Genomic DNA, 15,478 nt, shown 5'->3' with positions numbered 1-15,478 from the left:
TTTTATCCTGCTGAATCAAATTGGAGTTGGTATTTTGCCCCATACCCTCTGGGCGTGATCATATGCGGCCCGGATACAAAGGTGTGGCTGTTTCCCACAAAAACCGTTGTCTGCATACCCGCTTGCGCGCAGTCCAGGTCTGCCAGGGTGGTCAGGGCGATGTTTTGCTCCTCCCGCATGGCCGAGGTGACAAGGCCCACAGGCGTGTTTCCCCTGCGGTGCTGCAAAAGGATCTGCCTGGCGCAATCGAGCTGCCAGTTGCGTTTTTTGCTCCTGGGATTGTAGAGAACGGTGACAAAGTCGGCCGCGCCTGCGGCATGCAGGCGCTTTTCAATCAGCTCCCACGGGGTGAGCAGATCGCTTAAACTAATGGCGCAGAAATCATGCATCAACGGCGACCCCAAAAGGGCCGCACCCGCGCTCAGTGCGGGAATGCCCGGCACCACTTCTATGGACACCTGTCCGGGGCCAGTGCCCGCCGACACCCGGTTTTGGATGCAGACTTCAAAGACCAGGCCGGCCATGGCGTATATGCCCGGATCCCCGCTGCAGATCAGCGCGCAGCTACGGCCGGCCTGTACGGTCTCCACAGCCTGCTGCACCCGGTCGACCTCCCGGGTCATGCCCGTGGAAATGACCTGCTGGTCTGTGATCAGGGGCTTTACCAGTTCCATGTAAGTGGTGTATCCGCACAACACCTGCACGCTTTCAATGACCTGTTTTGCCCGCAAAGACATGTGCTCCGGGCCGCCGGGCCCGATGCCTACAATAAAAAGTCCAGTGCCGCCACTGCCACTGTGGTGTTTTTGGTCTTCTGTTTGGGCACCAGAATCTGCCCGGATCGGGCGGCTTTGATGGCTGCTGCTTCGCATACGCTCTTGACTCCCATGTGTTTTTCAACTGTTTCAGACGGTGTGGGCACGTCCCTGATTTCAGCTAGTTCGGCCCGGCTGTAACCTGTCAGCGGGCTGGCAAAATGCCGGGCCATTTCCCGGAGCCCGGGTTCATGCGTTTTTTCGCAAATGGTGGCAAATTCCCGGATGCTTTTCACCGAAAGCCGGTGGCGTTTAAATGCCGAGTACACGGCTTCACACAACTGCGTGGCGTCAGTGCCGCTGTTTAGCCCCACGCCCACGGCAAGAGAGGCCGGGCGCAGCACGAGCACGTTTTCCGGCAAATCAGGGCAATGATGACAGACGTATATGCCCGGCCGGCTGCCAAAATCCGGGGTGCTGATATCTTGCGTCCATTGGCCGAGCTCCGGGCCCAGCACCTGGTAGGGATCATAGCGCAGCACGGTTTTGCCGGAAATCAGGGCCATGCTTACCGCCTTTACGGCCTCCGGGTTATTGGGTGTCAGGCCGTGTTGTTTGGCCAGCAGATCGATTGCCGGCACCCCGGCGCGGTCTGTGGCGGTGGTGATCACCGGGCACGCCCCGGTGATGGCCGCAATTTTTTCCGCCCAGGCGTTTGCCCCGCCCAGATGCCCGGAAACAAGACTGACGGCAAAAGCGGCTGACTCGTCAACCGCTACAACGGCCGGATCAACATGCTTGGAATCCAGCAGGGGGCCGATCATGCGAACGGCAATGCCCGTGGCCATGACAAACACGTGGGCGTCATAGGACCGGAAGTGTTTTTCCACCGCCCTGGCCATGCTGTCAAAAAAAAGCGCGTCTTCAGGGCCGCCTGCACTTTTGCCGGCATGGACAGTGACGTTTTCAAGGCTGCCGGCAATGCGCTGCGCAATCCCTGCGCCTTTGGGGGTGACAACCCAAACCGCCACAGCGGGTTTCTGGTTATTTTGATCCATGGCCCTTTCGGTATCCGTGGGTAAAGGTTTTGTCATAAAGCTTGGAAGCGGAAAAATCCCGGTTTTTCTGAGCCTCTAAGGCCGGGCCGGCAATGACCAGGGCCTGGCGGGAAATTTGAGCCGCTTTCATGGTTTCTTCCAGGTCTGCCGCCGTTGTCCAAAGGACTTTTTCATCCTTGTGTGAGGCCCTGCAGACAACGGCAACAGGGGCATCCGGGCCGTAATTGGCTGCAAGCACTTCCTGGAGCTTGTCTGCAAGACCGGCAGACAGGTAGACGGCCATGCTGGTCTGGTGGGCGGCCAGGGAAGCCAGGTTTTCCTTTTCCGGCACCGGGGTGCGGCCCTGCATGCGCGTTAAAATCAGGCTCTGGCTGACTTCCGGCAGGGTGTATTCGACTTTCAGGGCGGCTGCAGCGGCAAAGGCCGCCGTGACCCCGGGAATGATACGGCAGGCAACGCCCTTTTGTTCCAGAATTCGCAGTTGTTCGGCAATGGCCCCGTACAGGGACGGATCACCAGAGTGCAGCCGCACCACCCGGCCGCTGTTGAAATGCGTTTGCGCCATTATATCCACGATTGCTTCCAGGTCCATTTCTGCGCTGTTTTCCAGGCGCGCATCCTTGCCGGCCCATGTAAGCACTGCATCCGGGACAAGTGATCCGGCATAAACCACCAAATCGGCTGTTTCCAGGGCATGCTTTCCCTTGACGGTGATCAGTTCGGGATCACCCGGACCGGCTCCCACAAACTGCACTGGGTACTGGGTCATTGTTTCAATTCCTTTTTTTGTAGCTTTATCCAATGATTACGGCGCCATCTGAAAACTTCCAAGTAACATCAACAAAGTTGCTGTTAGTGCTTGGTTCTATAATTTTCGCATGATGCCGGCCCGGTGGTGGTTTGCTCCCTGCTGACCGCTTACGCGCTCAATGCGACTCGCAAACCACCCCCGGGCCGGCATCATGGCCGACTGTGTGCAAAGATGCCAGGCGGCATAAAAAGCGTTTTACGAAACCATCAAGGTTTTTCACCGGTTACAACAAAAACCGGATTGTGTGCGGCCATGCGCATGCCCGCAGCCATTTGCGAAGACCGGCTGATCTGGACCTGGACCACTTCTGCGGCAAGCCCGAGATTTTTTAAAACAGCCAGGCATGTGCCCAGATTTTCCAGGACCACGACATTGATCACAATCCTGCCCTTTGATGCCAGCCGGGGGCAGGCCTCCAAAAGGATTGCTTCGAGATCTTTTCCGCCCCCGCCCACAAATATCCGGTCCGGATCAGGCAGGTTTTTGATTGCCTCGGAAATGTCATCTTCGACCACCGCCACCCGGTTCGGTGCGAATTTTTCCGCATTTGTGCGGATGTTTGCGGCCCGTTCCGGATTTTTTTCCACTGCAAAAATCCGGCCGACGCTCATGAAAAAAGCCGCCTCAATTGCCACGGACCCGCTTGCCGCTCCCAGGTCCCAGAACACGTCCCCGGGCTGGGGGCAAAGCTTTGAAAACACCACCGCCCGGATTTCGGCCTTGGTGATCATGCCCTGTTTGTGCGCGTAGCTATCCTCGGGCAGACCCGGAAAAAGCGCCGGGCCGGGCCGTGATGCCGGCTTTGGAACCAGTATCACGCAATTGGGCGTGCGCCATGTCTGTCCGGCTGCCTGGCTGATGTCCGGGTTGTGGATGCACTCGTCCTGGTGGCCCATGCGCTCGGCAACCCAGATATCCACATCTCCGGAAAAATCCTGCAGCACCATTTGGGCTACCCGGTCCGGGCTGTTTTCCGGGTCGGTGAGCACAAACACCGGTTTTGCCGCGGCCAGGGCTTGGAGAAGAACGCGCCGGCCGTCTCTTGCGTGCATGCTCACGGCTGCGGCCTCCTGCCAGGAGCGGTTAATACGGCCAAACGCGGCAGCCATGGACGAGATGTTGGGATAAACCGTCACTGCATCGCCTCCGAAATGCCGGATCAGGGTGGTGCCGATGCCGTAGAAAAGCGGATCTCCGCTTGCCAGTACAGCCACTGTCCCGGATTGCACAAAAGTTTCAATATCTGCCAGCACCCCGGACATGGGTGAATCGATTTTGCGCTTTTTTGCCCGGTGATGGGCAAACCAGTTGAGATGGCGTTCCGTTCCCACCAGAAAGTCCGCATTTTCAATGACTTCCATGTGCCTTTGGGACAGGTCGGCCCGGCCCATGCCCATGCCCACAGTGTGTATGCGGTTTTTCATGATGCCCCTTTCGTCTCTGTGTGGTCTGCGCACACACCGCCGTCATAATCAAATATAATGGCACGGATCTGTAAACGGCCGCCGGCAAACCCGTCAGCCGATGCAATCATGCGCACGGCTGTGTCTGCAAATATTTGCGGGCAGTGCTCCCGGAGCATGAAAAATGCCTCCCTGGCGGTGTTGGCACTTGCCACCTGCCGGGCCACTGCTTTGTGCGGGCATTGCTTTTGCACCCATCCAGCCAGGGTTTCCAGTCCCATGCGGGATTTGGCCGCGTGGGTATGGGCCGCTCCCTGGGCTATTTTCACGGCCTTGCCGAAAAACACGGCCAGCACCGCCCGGGTAAAACCGTAATCGCCGGCCATTTGCATGGATTTTTCAAAATAATCCCCGATCTGGACAAAGGCCGGCTCCGGCAGATCGGAAAACAGGGCCTGTGCGTAGCGCTCGCTTCTGCGGCCGGTGGTGCACACCACAAGATCGCTTCCTGCGGCCCTTGCCACGGACATGCCAGAGGAAATGGTGGCAATATAGGCTTCATGGCTCATGGGTTTGACCACCCCGGTGGTGCCGAGAATGGAGATGCCGCCGATAATTCCGAGCCGGGCGTTTAATGTGTGTTTGGCGATTTTCTCTCCCTCCGGGACAAAGATCTCAATCTCAGCCCCGCGCGCATCTGCGAAATCATCGAAAACCTGTTTGACTGATTGCCGGATCATTTTTTCCGGCCCGGGATTGATGGCCGGGCTGCCCGGGGCCTTTTCCAGCCCCGGCCGGGTAATGCGGCCAACGCCCGGGCCGCCGGTGATCACAAGTTCTTCTCCGGGCTCCAAAAGCGTGACCCGGGCCCCGATTTCAGCCCTGTGCGTGGCATCCGGGTCATCGCCGGCATCCTTGATCACCGTGGCCGAGGCAGTGGCGGCATTTTCCACGGTGCACCCGTGCACGGCAATTTTGATGAAATCCCCGGTCAGAAGGGCTACCCTGACTTCAGCGGGTGGGTGTTTGTCTATCAGCGCCAGCACAGCCGCCTTTGCCGCTGCCGCAGCAGCGGTTCCGGTGGTAAAACCGGCTTTGAGTTTGCGTCTGGATTTTTTGCCTGTCACTTGACCTCGCAGCTTGCAGTCTGAAACGGCTTTTACCCCAAAACATAATAAATTGCGGTGACCGCCACCAGGCTTGCCACCCGGAAAAACTGGCCCAGCAGCAGCAGCTGGGCCCCGGTTTTGGGCTGGAAAATGCCCATGTAGCGCGGCAGTTGATGGCGAAGTGCCCGGACCGGAAATGCAATGATGTTTCCGGCAATCAGGGCGATCACGGTCTGCTTGACACTGATCACCCCCTGGTCAAGCAGGGCGCCGGCTGCAGCAAATCCGGAGGTGAATTCCGCCACAAAGCTTAAGATCACCACGGAAAAGGCCTCCACGGGCAGGGCCTGGAGGGTCACGGCCCGGGTCATCCAGGTGCGAAGAACTTCAAATGTCCCCAGGCCGGCTGCAAAATACACGGCTGTGTAAATGGGCACCACGTATGTGAGAATTGCGGCAAAACGTCCGGGCAGTCGTTTTTTCAATACCGCCCAGGCCCCTTTCTGTTCCGCTTCGGTCTGCCGGAATTCACCTGCCTGCTCATCATTTCCGGCTGTCGGGGCAACAAAGAGCCGGCCCCAGATCACAAAAACCATTGTGCGCAAAAGGGTTGCGGCCAGGGTCAGTGCGAAATAGATTAAACCGGCGGTTTTTGTCAGGGGTACTACGATGAAAAAGGTCGTGGGCAGATGCAGGAAATAGGCCGGCAGCTGGTTGATAAAATTGGTGAGAAACATCTGCTGCCGGGTGATTTTGTTGTCATTGTAGAAATCCACCAGCATGGAATTGGCCGCCACCCCTGAAAAAAAGGCCGTGGAAAAAGCCGCACTGCAGCGCGTGCCCAGGTGGGCATAGGAAAACAGGGGTGCTGCCACCGCACCCAGCCGCCGGGTCCAGCCCCTGGATTCAATCACCTGGGCCACGGCCAGGCCCATGCCGATAAACATACAGAGCCGGGCCAGGGGAATTGCCAGCTTGTCTGCGGCAACGGCCGGGGTGATGGCCTCGATTGTGATCATGCCGGCGGCTGCCATGGTCGCTGATATCCCCAGGGATATCAAAAGCCGACGGTATTTGGGCTGTGCTGCCTTTTTATTCATGTCCGTTTTTTTTCCCGGAGAAAATCAGGGTCCAGTAGTCCGGGCGCGCGGTTTCAAACTCGTTGATATTTTCGATGACCCGCTCTTCGGGCAGGCTGCAGGAAACAATGCCTACCGAGTTTTCCCGCCATCCCCGCTCATCAATGGCACGGGTGATGTCTGCGGCATTTTTGTATGCCTTTAAAAAAATCACGTTGTCTGCATAATTACCCATTTGCCGCAGCTTGTCCCCGCCGTGACAGCCCGATACGATCAGCAGGGACTGCTCTCCTTCAGCCAGAGGCCGCTGCAGGCGGGCGGCTGCGGCATGATAGGATGTTATGCCCGGTATTGCAACCGTTGGTGTATCAGGTGCGATCCGCTGGAGATGCCTGGCCAGGTAAGAGTAGGTGGAATAGGTCAGGCAGTCGCCAAGGGTGAGAAAAGCGGCATTTTTCCCCTGTTCCAGGGTGTCGGCCACGATTTGCGCGTTTTTCTCCCAGGCTTGTTTCAATATCTCTTTGTCCTTGCTCATGGGAAAACCCAGGTTTTGGATTTCCGCGCTGTCCGGGATATGGGGCCGGGCAATGGAAACCGCCAGGCTGTAATCGTTTTTGGTGGAACTGGCCGTGTAGACCACTTCCACCTGTGCCAGGATCCGGATCGCCTTGAGGGTGATCAGCTCAGGGTCTCCCGGGCCCACACCGATGCCGTAAAGTGTTCCGTATGAGTTTTCCATCATTACTCTCCTTTTTCAGCCGTCAGTTTCAGCAGGGCGTTGATCACAGCCGCAGCCACGGCTGACCCGCCTTTTCTGCCGACATTGGTGATATGAGGAACATCCGCCCGGTTCAGCATCTGTTTGGATTCAGCCGCGTTGACAAACCCCACCGGCAGGCCCACCACCAGGGCAGGTGCAGTGCGGCCGGCCTTAATTTGTTCAATAATGCGCATAAGGGCCGTGGGCGCGTTTCCCACCACGAAAATGCCGTCTTTGACCTGATTTGCTGCCGCATCCACTGCTGCGGCAGCCCGGGTGCTGCCATTTGCGTCGGCCTGTTTTTTCACCTCCGGGGCCTCCATTAAGCACTCCACCCGGCAGCCGAATTTGGCTGCATCGGTTTTGCGGATGCCGGCTTTGGCCATGTTGGTGTCCGTGAAAATGGTCTGCCCGTTTTGTATGGCCCGGATTCCGGCGGATATGGCCTCGGGGTGGAAGCGCACACTCTGCAGGTATTCAAAATCCGCGCTGGTGTGGATCATGCGCGAGACAATCCGCCATTGCGAGGGTTCAAACCCGTGGGGCGCGGCTTCCTGTTCGATGATGGAAAAGCTTAATTCTTCAATTTCATGGGGTTTCATGAATATTTTTCCTTTTGTTTTGAAATGCTGCACATGCGGTTGCAAAGTTGCGGCCGGTTTGGGGTTGGCTCCGGAAATGCAGGTGCACGTAACTGCCCAGGCACTGGTTGGCCAGCCAGCCCGGTGCGGTGCGGGTCTTGCCCGCCCGATCAGCGGTTTCATAGACGTCCCGGCCTGCTTGCTCCGACTTTGGATTCCGGATAAAAGAGTAATGGAACTCATGGCCGCGCACAACCGTGCCTGAAGGGCCCAGGGGAGTATTTTCCAGAAACCGGATCTGCCGGTAGCCAAGGGCGCAGAGCTGTTTTGCCATGACTGTCTGAAATGCAAATACCCCGGCCATTTCAAAAACCCCGCCGTTTTGGTCTTCCAGGCTTTTGCACAAATACATAAAGCCTCCGCATTCAGCGTATACCGGCATGTTTGCCCGGGCCGCAGCCAGAAGGGCATGGCGCATGGACACATTTTCAGACAGGGCTTTGGCGTACAATTCCGGGTATCCCCCGCCGAGATAGATGCCGTGGATGTTTTCCGGCAGGTCAGCATCATTGACAGGAGAGAAAAATACGATTTCGCAGCCGTGTTCTTCGAGCACGTCCAGGTTGTCTTGGTAATAAAAGCAAAAGGCCGAATCCCTTGCCACGGCCACCCGCACGGCAGGTTCAGGCCGGAGCCGGTCAGCAGTCTGTTTTAGGGCGATTGCATCAAGTCCGCTGATCAATCCGTCGAGATCTATGTGATTTGAGACCAGATTGGCCAGGGCATGGGTTTTTTGCTGGCAGACCACCTTGTCTTCTGCGGTAAAAAGCCCCAGGTGCCGCTCCGGGATACCGGCGGCGGCATCCTTTGGAATCGCTCCCAGAAGGGCAATTTCAGGGACATCAGCCATGGCCTCTTCCAGATACCGGATGTGTGCCGGGCTGCCGGCGTTGTTGGCCACAACTCCGCAAAAGCGCACTTTTGGATCAAATGCCGCAAAGCCCTTGACCAGGGCGGCAAAGCTTCTGGCCATCCGGCCGGCATCCACCACCAAAAGCACCGGCAGGTCCAGCCATTTGGACATCTGGGCGGTGGATCCGGCCTCGGATGCCCCGGAAAAACCGTCATACAATCCCATGACCCCTTCAACCACGGCCATGTCTGAACCCTCCGCCCCCCGGGCAAAGATGTCTATGTTGGTATCATGATCCAGCATCCAGCCGTCCAGGTTGCGCCCGGGTTGTCCGGTGATCTCCCCGTGCAGGCCCGGGTCAATGAAGTCCGGGCCGATCTTGAAGGCCGCCGTATCAATGCCCTTTCTTGTCAGGGCGGCCAGCAGGCCCAGGGTGATGGTGGTCTTGCCGCTGCCGCTAGCCGGCGCAGCCACCACTATACCTTTGATTTTTTTTGCATCCATCCGGTTTTTCCGTACATGTAAGTAGCTTGAAAAAATATTGCCATTATCGTTTTTTCCCGGGCTTCCTTCCTGACAGGCTTCAAGCCGTGTAAAAGCTTTGCGGGGCTGTCAAGTAACCGCCCGCTCTGCAAAAAAAACATGCTTGCCACGTTGTTGTGCGGGGCAGCGGGGCGGTTTGTTCGCTGCTGACCGTTTTCGCCGATCCGGCCGGTGCCTCCGCCGGAATTTCAAAAACTCGGGCTGCCGCCCTCAGACAGTTTGAAATTCCAATGGCTCCGGCCCCGGCCGGATCTTTTGGCGAAAACGCTCAATGCAGCTTGACAAACCACCCCGCCGCCCCTTGCCCGACCCCCGTCAGAACCGGAACAACACAAGAAAAACTGCTTCCAATCCCCAAACCGCTCAAAAAGCCTAATTTACCGGTGCCCATTGGTAACTGATAACTGAAACCTAAAACTTACTGACCACTGTCTACTGACCTCTGCCTTCTGACCTCTGCCCCGAGTATCTCGCCAACCGTCTCTTTCGTATAAACCCCCGGATACAGGATCTCCCCGATTGTCCATATGCCTTTGAGCAGCCGCAGGGTGGGGCGGGCCACGATCTGTTCGTCCACGATATAAATTTCGCCTTGTTTGACCGCCTTGATTACCTTGTAGCCTGGCTCGTTTTCAATGTCTTTGACATCAACGTTGTTCATGGGCCCGTTCTGGGCCAGGTACACGTCGATCTGCCCGCCTCTTGCCATGATCCGTTCCCTGCCGAATTCTGCGATATTGGTGTTGCGTACCCGGCTGACATCGTCTGCGGCATTGATACCCCCGGCGCACTCCAGGGCAAAAACCGGCATGGAATCCGGGGTAAAGGTCTTGAACCGGTCGTGGATGGCTTCGAAATAAACCCTTTTTTTCTCAGGGATCTGTTGGGCCAGAAGTCGGGCCTGTTTGACGCCTTTGTCAAAATGGGCGATCATTTTCTCTGCAGCATCCTTCTGGCCGGTAAGCCGTCCCAGGATGCGCCAGTAGGTTTTCATCTCTTCTACATTGCCGGGCTGAAGCGAGACCACCCGGATGTCAAATTTTTCCAATTGGTTCATCAGGGGTTCATAGCCCCGGTCGAGCATGGGGCGCACGAGCACCAGATCAGGCCGGGCTGCAAGAAATTTTTCCGGGCCGTCCTGGGGGGAAAACCCGGGTTTTTTCCTGGCTTTTTCCGGATAATCCGGGTGCCGGCCCACGCCGATAATTTCTTTGTCCAGTCCCAAGGCAAAGAGGTTTTCCGTGTGGGCCCCGTACAGGGAAATAATGCGGGAAAAGGGTTTTTCCGCCCGGATTTGTCTGCCTGCGCAGTCGCGCACCGCGTGTTTGCCCACAAGGGCCATGGTCCGGCTTTCAGCCCGTACCGGGGTTGCCGCAAAAAGCAGGGCAGCAAAAACAAGTATGAAAAATTGTAAACGTTTATCCAACAAAGGTCACCTGTGGTGCGTTTATGGCCGAATCTGTCCGGATACGGGCATCAACGCCGAATATCTGTTTTAAGACCCCGCGCTCCAGAGTGTTTTCCACCGGCCCGTTTGAAACAATTCTTCCCTGGTTCATCAGTATGAGATCATCTGCGTACCTGAGCGCAAGATTGATGTCATGCATGACCGCGGCCACGGTGATGTTTTGGGATCTCACCCGTTTGGCCGCCGACTCCAGCAGGCCGAGGCCGTGGCGGATATCGAGATTGGCGCAGGGCTCATCGAGCAGCAGCACCGCGGTTTGCTGGGCCAGGGCCCGGGCAAATACGATCCGCTGTTTTTCGCCGCCGGAAAGCTCGGTCATGAACCGGTCGGCCAGGTCTTCGGCTTTGCACTCGGCCATGGCGCAGCTGACCACTTCCATATCTTCGGCAGTGGGAGAAGAAAACCGGGGCAGATGGGGATATCGGGCCATGGCCACCACCTCTTCTGCAGTGTATGGAAAATTCACCCGGTATTCCTGGGGTACCAGGGCCACCTGTCTGGCCAGGGCCCGGCTGGAATACTGCACAAGGGCCCGGCCGTTTAGAAAAATATTTCCGGAATCCGGATTTTTGTGCCGGCACATCAGGTCCATCAGGGTTGTTTTGCCCGACCCGTTGGGGCCGATCACCGCGTAAAAGCGCCCGGGTACAAGCGAAAGGCTCACTCCGTCAATGGCGCGCCGGGTGCCGTAGGAATAAAAAACTCCGCTGATATCAAAACCCATGGCCCATTGCCCCCATTTGCCGCCTGCGAAACACCCAGCAGAAAAACGGTCCGCCGATCAACGCTGTGAGCACGCCGATGGGCAGTTCGCTGGGAAGCAGGGCCCGGGTGACCGTGTCTGCGGCCAGCAGCAAAATGGCACCAATGAGCAGCGATACCGGAATAAGCCGGCTGTGGTCCGGGCCGCAGATGCTTCTGACCAGATGGGGCACCAAAAGCCCCACAAATCCGATAATACCTGAAACTGATACGCAGATTGCGGCCATCAAACTCACGCAGACCAGAAGTGCCGGAGAAAGTCTTTGAACAGATGTTCCCATGGATGCGGCCGTGCGGGTGCCAAGAGACATCAGGTTCAGATCCCTTGCAAAAAACAGGCACACACCCGTGCCCAGCGCTGTCACCCCTGCCAGAAGCCCGGCATCTGCCCAGGTTTTTGAGGCCAGGCTTCCCATGAGCCAGAAAATGATCACTGAGACCCGCTCATCTGCCATGTACTTGATAAAGCTGATGCCCGCAGACAGGATGGCCGCTACAATAATGCCGGACAAGATCAGGTTGCTCGACGAATATCCCCCGGCTGAAGAGGCCAGATACATGACAATCATCAGCGTTGCCACGGCCCCGGCAAAGGCAAACAAAGGCACGGAAAAACCCCCGAGCATGCTCACATTGATCAGAATCGCAACAGAGGCCCCGAAGGCCGCCCCCGCGGAAACGCCCAGGGTATAGGGATCTGCAAGGGGGTTTAACAAAATGCCCTGATACACCGCGCCCGACACCCCCAGGGCCCCGCCCACCAGCGCGGCCACAAGGATGCGCGGCAGACGCACTTCGATGACCGCGGCCCGGGCAATGGGGTCAATGTCGGCGGCCAGTTCGGCAATGCCGGAGACCGCGGACCCGGTTATGCGCAAGACATCGAAAAAACCCACCTGCACATGCCCCATGCCCGCGGCCGCAGCAGCCAGAACCACCAGCACCCCGGTCAGCACCACAAGCTGCGGCCAAAGCGGAAAAAATCGAAGCATGCCCAATTTATCTGATTTCAGGCCCATGGGAATTGCTTTATCTTTTAAACTTTGATGGTTTCGTAAAAAGTAAGTTTTTAGATGGCGCCATCAGCTTTATTGATCCATGGCCGTTTGGAGCTGGCTCACCCATATGTCCACAAACGGATCATATTCCGCAAAACCCTTTAAAACAGGTTTGCATTCAATGCCTGCGGCTTCGAAAACCGACTTCCAGGAATCATCGCTGTCCCCGGCCATGTCGTTTCTGGCATGATCGCCGGCCACGGACATAAAAGGCATGAGCCATGCCGTGGATATGTTATTTTTTTCAAGCTGTTCCAATATTTCCTCAGAGCCGGGAAAGCCTTCCACCGTTCCGATAAAGATGTTTTTGTCATCGCGCTGCAGCCGCCACATCAGGGCCGGGTAGGCGGCGTTTGACGGATGGTGGGTGCCGTGTCCCAGAAGCACGACCGCTTCATCGCTTGTGCGATCTTCGGGTATGGTCTCGCGTATGACCCGGGCGGTTTTGGCCATGTCTTCCGGTCCTGCCAGCAGTGGTCCGGTGATGGTGATTTTTTTAACTCCAACGGATTGATGTTCAAACTTGCGTATGGTTTTGACAAGGTCGTGGTATTCATATCCGGCAATGGTGTGCAGCGACTGCACAAAAATTTTGGTAAAACCTTGTTTTGCCATTTCTTCCAGGGCCTGTGAAGGGGAATGGGCCGTTTTTCCCTGTTGGGCCATTTTTTCGCGGATCATCTTTGAGGTATAGGCCCATTGAATTGTTGTATCGGCAAAGGCGGTTTTGATTTCTGCTTCAATATTGTCAAAAGCTGCCTGCGCCTCTGAAAACGTTGTGCCAAAGGTAACCAGAAGGATTGCTGTTTTGCCCTCCTCCGGCTGCGGACTGCCGGCCTGAACCGTTGCAACTGCAGCAAAAATCAGGATCAGTAGCATCAAAACCGGTTTGAAAAAGCCTTTTTTCATTTCACCCTCCTTTTAAAATTTTTCCGGAATAAAAAAGCCCCCCTGAGCTTTTTGGCTCAGGGGGGCTGCACCCGTCTTTCTTGACCCCTTCTTTGATTTCCACGCCGGTGATATCCGCGCCGGTGTCCGTGGAAAATTTCAGCAAGGAAGGTCTTCTGGCTTCCGGATCATCCTACTGGCCGCGCCTTCCCGCTTCTTATCAAAGCAGTGGCAATGTGCGGCGTTCGTTCCCGGTTACAGCGGCGGGTCCGCCCCCGACTTAAACGGGATTCCCTTTTTATGCCTTTGTTTGAGGCATACCCTGCTGGAAAATAGATTTTAATAAGCTTATGGAGTGCTTGTGAATTTGTCAAGTCTGTTTTTCGCCGCCGGCCTGCTGGCCTGCATGGGCGGGCAGTGAAATGGTAAAGGTCGTGCCTTCTCCTGCACTGCTTTTGACCCTGATGTCTCCGCCGTGCTCCTTGATAAACCCGTAGCATACCGAAAGGCCCAGACCAACGCCTTTGACCGTGTCCTTTGTGGTGAAAAACGAGTCAAAGATCCGGTTGATATCTTCTTCCTTGATGCCCTGGCCGGTATCAGTGATTTCGATAAACACCTCCTTGTCTCTGTGCCAGCTTCGGAAGGTCAGGGTTCCGCCTTCGGGCATGGCGTCTTTGGCATTGGAGATCATGTTTAAAAACACTTGCCGCATCTGGTTTTTGGACGCATTGATTTCCGGAAGTGCTTCTGCAAGCTCGGTTTTGATCTTGATGCTGTTTTCCTGGAGCTGTTTTTCATGAAGCATAAGCAGCTCATCAATAATGGTGTTGATATTGACCGGGCCTTTTTCCTCCTGGTCGGGCTTGGAAAATGACAGCATCTTGCGCAGCATTTCCGCCAGACGAACGGTTTCTGAAAGGGACATATCCAGAAGCTTTCGCCGTTTGTTTTCCGGTGTGATTTCGGTTTTCAGCAGTTCCAGGGTGTTCATGATTCCGAAAAGGGGGTTGTTTAACTCGTGGGCGATCTGGGAGGTCAGCCGGCCCATGGCGGCCAGTTTTTCCGACTGGAGCAGCTGTTCCTGGGTGGAGCGCAGGGTGCGCTCCATTTCAATGCGCTCGGTCATGTCCACAAACGAGCCCACTGTGGCCACCTCATTGCCGTCATCATCGTATATCATGGCAGCGGAAAGTGAGCCGTCGATGACCTGGCCGTCGCGCCGGACGTAAAGCATGGGATGGCCGCGCAGCAGACCCACGCCGCCGTGTTCGGGGCTTCGGATCATTTCCATGATTTTGTAGGCCAGCCCTTCGGGGTATATTTTGGTGATGTGCATCTTCCCGATGGTTTCCGAGGCCGGATATCCCAGGGTTTCTTCCGCTGCCCGGTTCCAGATGAAGATATTGCCTTTCAGGTCCGCGGCCATGATGGGGCTTGGCGAGCTTTGGATGATTTTGTTCATGAAATCATGGGCTTCCCGCAGTTTTTTTTCCATCATGTAGCGCTCGGTCTGATCCTCGGTGATGCCCTCGTAACCGAGAATATTGCCGTTGTGGTCGTAACGCACGTGGCTGGTTAACAAGACCGTGATCGGGGTGCCATCCTTTTTCTTAAAATCCACCTCATACTGCACCACCCGGCCTTCGCGTTCAATCATCTCCTGGAACTTGGGCCGGTCCGAGGGGCGAACATACAGATCACGGGTGATATCCAGGTTTAAAATCTCTTCCTTGCTGGAATAACCCATCATGTTGATAAAGGCCTGGTTGGCATCCAGAAACCGGCCTTTCTTGCTGCTGATGTAAACCCCCACGCCCACATGTTCAAACAGGTTTTGGTATCGTTCCTCAGATGCGGCCAGCAGGGCTTCGCGCTGTTTTTGCTCGGTGATGTCGCGGGATATGCACAGCTTGGAAACCGACTCATCCGGGTTTTTCAGGGGCAGTTCCGTGAGGGCAAAGGTCTTTTCAGCTTTGGGAATATAAAGCTCCCAGTGGAGGCTTTTGCCCGCGAAGACCTCGGGAGCCCGGCACCATGGGCAAAGCGAGTCGCTGTTGTTAATCAGGTGGTGACATTTTTCTCCGGTTCCGTCTCCGAAAATTTCGATCATCCGCTGATTCATGTATTCAATGGTATAATTCTGATCAATCACGTAAATGCCGTCTTCAATGGTGTCAAAGATGGCCTTGAGCATCCATTTTTCTCTTTCCATGGTTTTTGCCCCTGGATAAAATTTTTGGGTCCTGTGTAACTGCTTGTATTTCAAATATATGAGAATTGCCTGCAA

Annotated in this window: 15 protein-coding genes and 1 riboswitch; all 15 genes read right to left on the bottom strand. The window is 56.0% G+C overall.

The genetic code is table 11. The features are described from left to right. Positions 1-2 precede the first annotated feature (2 nt). The gene (gene cobJ / locus HNR65_RS09270; RefSeq protein ID WP_232364723.1) at positions 3-737 is read right to left on the bottom strand and encodes a precorrin-3B C(17)-methyltransferase; all 735 of its coding nucleotides are present in this window, start codon (positions 735-737) and stop codon (positions 3-5) included. 26 nt (positions 738-763) lie between these two features. Next, on the bottom strand, positions 764-1,813 hold the full coding sequence (locus HNR65_RS09265; RefSeq protein ID WP_181551205.1) for a cobalt-precorrin 5A hydrolase: 1,050 nt from the start codon (positions 1,811-1,813) through the stop codon (positions 764-766). Beyond that, positions 1,800-2,582, bottom strand: a complete 783-nt coding sequence (gene cobM, locus HNR65_RS09260) for a precorrin-4 C(11)-methyltransferase (RefSeq protein ID WP_181551204.1) — start codon at positions 2,580-2,582, stop codon at positions 1,800-1,802. The genes HNR65_RS09265 and cobM overlap by 14 nt, the downstream gene beginning before the upstream one ends. Before the next feature lie 248 nt (positions 2,583-2,830). After that, entirely contained in the window at positions 2,831-4,048 is a 1,218-nt protein-coding gene (gene cbiE, locus HNR65_RS09255; RefSeq protein ID WP_181551203.1) for a precorrin-6y C5,15-methyltransferase (decarboxylating) subunit CbiE, read from the bottom strand. Then, the gene (gene cbiD, locus HNR65_RS09250; RefSeq protein ID WP_181551202.1) at positions 4,045-5,154 is read right to left on the bottom strand and encodes a cobalt-precorrin-5B (C(1))-methyltransferase CbiD; all 1,110 of its coding nucleotides are present in this window, start codon (positions 5,152-5,154) and stop codon (positions 4,045-4,047) included. The genes cbiE and cbiD overlap by 4 nt, the downstream gene beginning before the upstream one ends. A gap of 32 nt (positions 5,155-5,186) precedes the next feature. Then, on the bottom strand, positions 5,187-6,236 hold the full coding sequence (locus HNR65_RS09245) for a nucleoside recognition protein (protein ID WP_181551201.1): 1,050 nt from the start codon (positions 6,234-6,236) through the stop codon (positions 5,187-5,189). After that, positions 6,229-6,957, bottom strand: a complete 729-nt coding sequence (gene cobI / locus HNR65_RS09240; RefSeq protein ID WP_332309022.1) for a precorrin-2 C(20)-methyltransferase — start codon at positions 6,955-6,957, stop codon at positions 6,229-6,231. The genes HNR65_RS09245 and cobI overlap by 8 nt, the downstream gene beginning before the upstream one ends. After that, entirely contained in the window at positions 6,957-7,577 is a 621-nt protein-coding gene (locus tag HNR65_RS09235) for a precorrin-8X methylmutase (protein ID WP_181551200.1), read from the bottom strand. The genes cobI and HNR65_RS09235 overlap by 1 nt, the downstream gene beginning before the upstream one ends. Beyond that, positions 7,564-8,973 carry a cobyrinic acid a,c-diamide synthase CobB gene (locus tag HNR65_RS09230; RefSeq protein ID WP_220128336.1) on the bottom strand — a complete coding sequence of 470 codons (1,410 nt, stop codon included), beginning with the start codon at positions 8,971-8,973 and terminating at the stop codon, positions 7,564-7,566. Before HNR65_RS09230 ends, HNR65_RS09235 begins: the two co-directional genes overlap by 14 nt. Positions 8,974-9,430: 457 nt before the next feature. Further along, positions 9,431-10,438 (bottom strand): ABC transporter substrate-binding protein, encoded by a 1,008-nt coding sequence (locus HNR65_RS09225; protein ID WP_232364722.1) that lies wholly within the window; start codon positions 10,436-10,438, stop codon positions 9,431-9,433. Continuing rightward, a complete protein-coding gene (locus HNR65_RS09220) occupies positions 10,431-11,204 on the bottom strand; it encodes an ABC transporter ATP-binding protein (protein WP_181551199.1) in 774 nt (257 codons plus the stop codon). The genes HNR65_RS09225 and HNR65_RS09220 overlap by 8 nt, the downstream gene beginning before the upstream one ends. Then, the gene (locus HNR65_RS09215) at positions 11,194-12,234 is read right to left on the bottom strand and encodes a FecCD family ABC transporter permease (protein ID WP_181551198.1); all 1,041 of its coding nucleotides are present in this window, start codon (positions 12,232-12,234) and stop codon (positions 11,194-11,196) included. The genes HNR65_RS09220 and HNR65_RS09215 overlap by 11 nt, the downstream gene beginning before the upstream one ends. 96 nt (positions 12,235-12,330) lie before the next feature. Then, the gene (locus tag HNR65_RS09210; RefSeq protein ID WP_181551197.1) at positions 12,331-13,209 is read right to left on the bottom strand and encodes a sirohydrochlorin cobaltochelatase; all 879 of its coding nucleotides are present in this window, start codon (positions 13,207-13,209) and stop codon (positions 12,331-12,333) included. Position 13,210: 1 nt separating this feature from the next. Continuing rightward, complete coding sequence (locus HNR65_RS09205; RefSeq protein WP_181551196.1) at positions 13,211-13,354, bottom strand: hypothetical protein; 144 nt, start codon at positions 13,352-13,354, stop codon at positions 13,211-13,213. Beyond that, positions 13,338-13,528: riboswitch (cobalamin riboswitch) on the bottom strand. It overlaps the preceding gene by 17 nt. A 30-nt stretch (positions 13,529-13,558) precedes the next feature. Beyond that, complete coding sequence (locus tag HNR65_RS09200) at positions 13,559-15,403, bottom strand: PAS domain-containing sensor histidine kinase (RefSeq protein ID WP_181551195.1); 1,845 nt, start codon at positions 15,401-15,403, stop codon at positions 13,559-13,561. Positions 15,404-15,478: the final 75 nt, after the last annotated feature.

The organism is Desulfosalsimonas propionicica (assembly GCF_013761005.1).
GTDB lineage: Bacteria > Desulfobacterota > Desulfobacteria > Desulfobacterales > Desulfosalsimonadaceae > Desulfosalsimonas > Desulfosalsimonas propionicica.
The sequence above is the reverse complement of the archived record's forward strand: the minus strand, read 5'-3'. Positions and strand labels throughout refer to the sequence as shown.

Excerpts from the sequence above, each read along its gene's own strand:
- HNR65_RS09245 (WP_181551201.1), bottom strand. The coding sequence starts at position 6,236 with ATGAATAAAAAGGCAGCACAGCCCAAATACCGTCGGCTTTTGATATCC.
- HNR65_RS09265 (WP_181551205.1), bottom strand. The coding sequence starts at position 1,813 with ATGGATCAAAATAACCAGAAACCCGCTGTGGCGGTTTGGGTTGTCACC.
- HNR65_RS09210 (WP_181551197.1), bottom strand. The coding sequence starts at position 13,209 with ATGAAAAAAGGCTTTTTCAAACCGGTTTTGATGCTACTGATCCTGATT.
- HNR65_RS09215 (WP_181551198.1), bottom strand. The coding sequence starts at position 12,234 with ATGCTTCGATTTTTTCCGCTTTGGCCGCAGCTTGTGGTGCTGACCGGG.
- cobJ (WP_232364723.1), bottom strand. The coding sequence starts at position 737 with ATGTCTTTGCGGGCAAAACAGGTCATTGAAAGCGTGCAGGTGTTGTGC.
- cbiE (WP_181551203.1), bottom strand. The coding sequence starts at position 4,048 with ATGAAAAACCGCATACACACTGTGGGCATGGGCATGGGCCGGGCCGAC.
- HNR65_RS09200 (WP_181551195.1), bottom strand. The coding sequence starts at position 15,403 with ATGGAAAGAGAAAAATGGATGCTCAAGGCCATCTTTGACACCATTGAA.
- cobM (WP_181551204.1), bottom strand. The coding sequence starts at position 2,582 with ATGACCCAGTACCCAGTGCAGTTTGTGGGAGCCGGTCCGGGTGATCCC.
- HNR65_RS09220 (WP_181551199.1), bottom strand. The coding sequence starts at position 11,204 with ATGGGTTTTGATATCAGCGGAGTTTTTTATTCCTACGGCACCCGGCGC.
- cobI (WP_332309022.1), bottom strand. The coding sequence starts at position 6,957 with ATGATGGAAAACTCATACGGAACACTTTACGGCATCGGTGTGGGCCCG.
- HNR65_RS09235 (WP_181551200.1), bottom strand. The coding sequence starts at position 7,577 with ATGAAACCCCATGAAATTGAAGAATTAAGCTTTTCCATCATCGAACAG.
- HNR65_RS09230 (WP_220128336.1), bottom strand. The coding sequence starts at position 8,973 with ATGGATGCAAAAAAAATCAAAGGTATAGTGGTGGCTGCGCCGGCTAGC.